4 protein-coding genes are annotated in these 3,789 nt (G+C 71.3%); 3 read left to right on the top strand and 1 reads right to left on the bottom strand.

Annotation, left to right across the window (positions count from 1 at the left end):
- Window positions 1-5: 5 nt before the first annotated feature.
- Entirely contained in the window at window positions 6-1,427 is a 1,422-nt protein-coding gene (locus tag ACESL7_RS14070; RefSeq protein ID WP_372893933.1) for a serine hydrolase, read from the bottom strand.
- Window positions 1,428-1,719: 292 nt separating this feature from the next.
- Here ACESL7_RS14070 and clpS point away from each other — a divergent pair, with 292 nt between their 5' ends.
- The 3 genes from clpS to ACESL7_RS14055 form a co-directional block, all read left to right on the top strand.
- Window positions 1,720-2,043, top strand: a complete 324-nt coding sequence (gene clpS / locus ACESL7_RS14065; RefSeq protein ID WP_372893934.1) for an ATP-dependent Clp protease adapter ClpS — start codon at window positions 1,720-1,722, stop codon at window positions 2,041-2,043.
- Window positions 2,044-2,053: 10 nt separating this feature from the next.
- Entirely contained in the window at window positions 2,054-3,049 is a 996-nt protein-coding gene (locus tag ACESL7_RS14060; protein ID WP_372893932.1) for a class I SAM-dependent methyltransferase, read from the top strand.
- A gap of 21 nt (window positions 3,050-3,070) precedes the next feature.
- The coding region (locus ACESL7_RS14055; RefSeq protein WP_372893931.1) for an SDR family NAD(P)-dependent oxidoreductase at window positions 3,071-3,789 on the top strand (719 nt) is incomplete at its 3' end.

Here is a 3,789-nt window from a genome sequence, read left to right as displayed (position 1 = left end):
CCCGCTCAGCCGGGCGCGACGGTGAAACAGGTCAGCTCCCGCGCCTGCAGCCGGCGGCAGGCGCGATCCGCCCCCTCGCGCGTCAGCCCGACGAATTGCGCGTCGAAGCCGCCCGACCGCCGCACCACCTCGCGCAGCGCGCCGTCGAGCGACGCGATATCGCTCAGCGCGGTCGTCAGCAGCGCCTGTTCCGCGTGGTGGCGCGACGGGTACCGGCCAAGGTTCACGGCCCAGTTGCCGCTTCCGGCAGACGCGACGCGGGTCAGCACCTCGGGCCGCCGGGCCGGCTCTGGGGTGGCGGCGATCCGGGCCGGGCGCAGCGCCGGTGCCGGGCTCGCGCCCGGCTGATCGGCGTCGCCTTCGGCCACCGGGCTGTTCGTCGCGATCTCCGGTGCTTGCGCAGAGAGGGCCACTTCGACCGCGACATCGTCGGTCGCACCCGGTCGCGGCATGGGCCGGAGCGAGCGCGTGACCAGCCCGCTCACGCGAACGGTCTTTCCGCTGCGCCCGCCGACCTCGGGGCCGACGTAGGCCGGGCGCGCCGGACGGCGCACGGCGACCTGGGTCGGCGCCTTCCGGAAGCCGAGATCCAGAAGCTCGGCGACGCGCTGGTTCCGCGTCGCCGTGGAGCGTCCGCCGAAGACCGTGGCGATCACCCGCTCGCTGCCGCGCTCGGCCGAGGCGACCAGGTTGAAGCCCGCGGCGCGCGTGTAGCCGGTCTTGATGCCGTCGGCGCCCCGGTAGGCGTTCAGAAGACGTCGGTTGGTGTTGGGGACCGACTTGATCCCGGCATGTGTCGATCGCCGCGAGAAGAGGTTGTAGTACTCCGGGTAGTCGTAAAAGAGATGCCGCCCCAGCACCGTCATGTCCCGCGCCGTCGAGAGATGACCTGATTCGGTCAGCCCGTGCGCGTTCTTGAAGGTGGTGCGGCTCATGCCGATGGCCTTCGCCGTGCGATTCATCCGCCGCGCGAAGGCCGCCTCCGAGCCGGAGATCGCCTCGGCCAGCGCGGTCGCCGCGTCGTTGGCCGATCGCACGGCCGCCGCGCGGATGAGATAGCGCAACTTGATCGTCTGCCCGGCGCGCAGTCCCAGTTTCGAAGGGGGTTCGGAGGCCGCCGCACGCGAAATCGTCACCGCGTCGTCGAGCCCGATTTCACCGTTCTCGACCGCTTCGAAGACGACGTAAAGCGTCATCATCTTGGTGAGCGAGGCGGGATGAAGCCGCGTGTCGGCATTCGAGGCGTGCAGCACTTCGCCGCTGCGCGCATCCATCACCAGTGCGGCATATGGCGCGGCCGACGCGCCGATGGGCGCGATCGCCGCGATCCAGAGCGATATCGCGACCACGACGCAGGCCTGCACGGGCCGCGGGCGGAACCCTTTGCTCACTGTCTCTGCCTCGTCTGCCTCGACCCGGGTCGTCATGCCCGGTCGTTGATTGTTTGGCAGCGACACTACCACAGGCAGAGCGCCCGACAAACCCCAACACGCGTGGCGCTGTCGTGTCGCAGGCGTGCAGGACCCCGCCGCGCCGTTTCAGCTCCGCGCAGCACCTCCGGAGGCGCCCTGCGCCGGGCCGGAGCGCCCCCGTTCGCGTGCCCGTTCGCGCGCGACGTCGGTCGCCCTCTTTTCTCGAGCGGATCAGCGGCTATATTGCGCCCGAGTGGCCCTAACGCACGACAGTCCCATGAGCTTTGCGATCCGGACCCCCGACGCGATGTCCGGCCCGCCCGACGACGGGGACGGGGCGGACACGAACGTCGTCATCGAGACCAGGCCGCGCACCAAGCGCCCGCCGCTCTACAAGGTGCTCCTGCTCAACGACGACTACACGCCGATGGAATTCGTGGTGCATGTCCTCGAGCGGTTCTTCGGCATGAGCCACGCGCAGGCCTTCGAGATCATGCTGACCGTGCACAAGAAGGGCGTCGCCGTCGTCGGCGTCTTCAGCCACGAGATCGCCGAGACCAAGGTGGCGCAGGTCATGGATTTCGCCCGCCGCCATCAGCACCCGCTTCAGTGCACGATGGAAAAGGAATAGGCGCCGCGGCATGACGGCGCCCCGTCTCAGGCTCGCGCTGGACGACGGCGCCCTTCCCCTGCCGGAGTCGGGACGGATCGCGGTCCTCTATCCGGGCGAATCGGCTGATCTGGCGCCGCTGCCCGCCGCGCGCGTCGAACTCGTCGAGCCCCGTCAGCCCGCTCACGATGCCCGCACCCGCGAAGGCTACCCCGTGACCACGGCGCTCGCCGGCGCCTATGCCGCCGCGCTCGTCATGCTGCCGCGCGCCAAGGCGCTCGCCCGTGATCTGGTCGCCGCGGCCGACGCGGCCGTCACCCCCGGCGGGCCGGTCATCGTCGACGGGCAGAAGACCGACGGTGTCGAGGCGCTCCTGCGCGACCTGCGCCGGCGCGTCTCGGTCTCCGCGCCGATCTCCAAGGCGCACGGCAAGCTCTTCTGGTTTCCCGCCGAGGGCACGCTCGGCGACTGGCGCCGCCCGGCGCGGCAGACCACGCCGGAGGGCTTCGTCACGGCGCCCGGTGTCTTTTCCGCCGACGGGCCCGACCCGGGCTCCGTCCTGCTCGCCGGGTCGCTGCCGGCGAAACTTCCCGCCCGGATGGCCGACCTCGGCGCGGGCTGGGGCTATCTCGCCACCCGCCTGCTCGAGCGCGATCGCATCGAGCGGCTCGACCTCGTCGAGGCCGACCGCACCGCGCTCGACTGCGCACGCGAGAACGTCACCGACCCGCGCGCCCGCTTCCACTGGGCCGATGCCCGGACGTGGCGCCCCGCGGACGCGCCCGGCGGCATCGTGATGAATCCGCCCTTCCACGAGGGCCGCGCGCCGGACCCGGACCTCGGGCGTGCCTTCGTCGCCGCCGCGGCGGAGATCCTCGCCCCCGGCGGGCGCCTCTGGCTTGTCGCCAACCGCCATCTGCCCTACGAGGCCGAGCTCGCGCGGCGCTTCCGCGGCTCCCGCGAGATCGCGGGCAATGCGCGCTTCAAGGTGCTTGAGGCCGTGCGGCCCACCCGTCCCGGGCGCTGACCCGCCACGAGAGGCAGACACATGAGCTTTTCCATCGAGGGCAAGACCGCCATCGTCACCGGCGCCGCGCGCGGCATCGGCCTCGCCGTCGGGCGTCACTTCGTCGACCGCGGCGCCAACGTCATGTTCGCCGACGTGGACGAGGCGGCGCTCGCCCATGAGCTCGGCGCGCGCGCCGAGGAGGACGCGATCCGCTACTTCGCCGGCGACCTGCGCGAGCGGCTGACGCTCGCCAACCTGCTCTCGGCCACGATCGACGCCTTCGACCGCGTCGACATCCTCGTGAACGCCTCGCGGCAGATGCTCGCCTCCGACCCGCTGGACCCGGAAGACAACTCCACCGAGGCGCTGATCGAACAGAACCTGCTGACCAGCCTGCGCCTCAGCCAGATCGTCGCCCGGCGCATGATCAAGCAGGCCGGGGGACAGTCCGAGGGACAGGTCGGTGCGATCGTCAACATGTCCTCGATCGCCGCGCGACGCACGCATCCCGATCTCATGGCCTATTCCGTCTCGTCCGCGGCGCTCGACCAGATGACGCGCTCGCTTGCCGTCGCCCTCGCGCCGCACCGCATCCGCGTCAACGCGGTCGCCTTCGGCTCGGTCATGTCCTCGAGCCTCAAGGGCGCGTTGCAGCAGAACTCCGGCTACCGCGAGGACATCGAGGATCACACGCCGCTCAGCCGAATCGCCGCGCCCGGCGAACTGGCCGAGGCGGTGCAGTTCCTCGCCTCCGAGGG

It is taken from the genome of Rhodosalinus sp., from assembly GCF_041685465.1.
Lineage (GTDB): Bacteria > Pseudomonadota > Alphaproteobacteria > Rhodobacterales > Rhodobacteraceae > Rhodosalinus.
Note: the sequence above shows the minus strand (reverse complement) of the source record. Positions and strands in the feature narration are given on the sequence as shown.

Bases quoted from the DNA above. Each gene is read 5' to 3' on its own strand.
- ACESL7_RS14070 (WP_372893933.1), bottom strand. From the start codon at position 1,427: ATGACGACCCGGGTCGAGGCAGACGAGGCAGAGACAGTGAGCAAAGGG.
- clpS (WP_372893934.1), top strand. From the start codon at position 1,720: ATGTCCGGCCCGCCCGACGACGGGGACGGGGCGGACACGAACGTCGTC.
- ACESL7_RS14060 (WP_372893932.1), top strand. From the start codon at position 2,054: ATGACGGCGCCCCGTCTCAGGCTCGCGCTGGACGACGGCGCCCTTCCC.